Below are 938 nucleotides of genomic sequence, written 5' to 3'. Positions count from 1 at the left end.
GACCGCAGCCTACTGGGTGTTCGCGGTGCGGCAGCGTCGTGTAAGCAGAGAGCGAGTAACCATGAACTCACCCTCACTGCCGGTGCTCGCCGGCGTGGAGCACCGGTTCGTCGACGTGGGCGGCGGTGTCACGATTCACGTCGCCGACGCCGGACCGGCCGACGGTCCGGCGGTCATGCTTGTCCACGGTTTCCCTCAGAACTGGTGGGCATGGCATGAGCTGATCGGTCCTCTGGCGGCCGATGGCTACCGGGTGCTGTGCCCGGATCTGCGCGGTGCCGGTTGGAGCTCGGCTCCCGATGATCGTTACTACAAGACGGACATGGCAGATGATCTCGCGGTCGTGCTCGACCGGCTTTCCGTCGCTGCGGTTCCCGTGGTCGCCCATGACTGGGGTGGTCCGATCGCGGCGCATCTGATGCTGCGACACCCGAAGAAGGTGACCGGATTTTTCGGACTGAACACCGTCGGCCCCTGGCTCGAGTTCGATCTGACGGTGGTTCGCCATCTGTGGCGGTTCTGGTATCAGATCCCGATTTCCCTTCCGGTGATCGGGCCGCGCCTTCTCGGTGACCCGAAGGGCCGCTTTGTCAGGATGACGGGCCGTTGGGTCGGCGCCGGGTTTTACCTCGACGACGTCGACTTCAGGCTCTATGTGCGGCGTTTGCGTGAGCCCGGTCATGCGGTCGCAGGCTTGCGTTGGTATCGCACATTCCTGACACGAGAACTGATCCGTGCCGGCGAATTCGCGAAGATTTCCGTCGATATTCCGATGCGGTTCCTCCACGGAATGGGTGACACGGTGATCACTCCCACGCTGCTGCGCGGATATGCCGAGCGCGCACCGGGTTTTCATCTCGAGACGGTCGACGACGCCGGTCACTGGATTGTCGATCAACGACCCGAGCTGGTGCTCGACCGACTACGGGCGTTCCTGC

Annotated in this window: 1 protein-coding gene; it reads left to right on the top strand. The window is 63.5% G+C overall.

Annotated elements, in window-relative coordinates; genetic code table 11:
• Positions 1-61: 61 nt before the first annotated feature.
• Positions 62-938, top strand: an 877-nt coding sequence (locus tag MLGJGCBP_RS22465) for an alpha/beta fold hydrolase (protein ID WP_160098100.1), incomplete at its 3' end; no start/stop codon positions are given.

This window comes from Rhodococcus sp. T7, from assembly GCF_009872365.1.
In the GTDB taxonomy this organism is placed as follows: domain Bacteria; phylum Actinomycetota; class Actinomycetes; order Mycobacteriales; family Mycobacteriaceae; genus Rhodococcus_F.
This window is presented reverse-complemented; position numbering and strand designations above follow the sequence as displayed.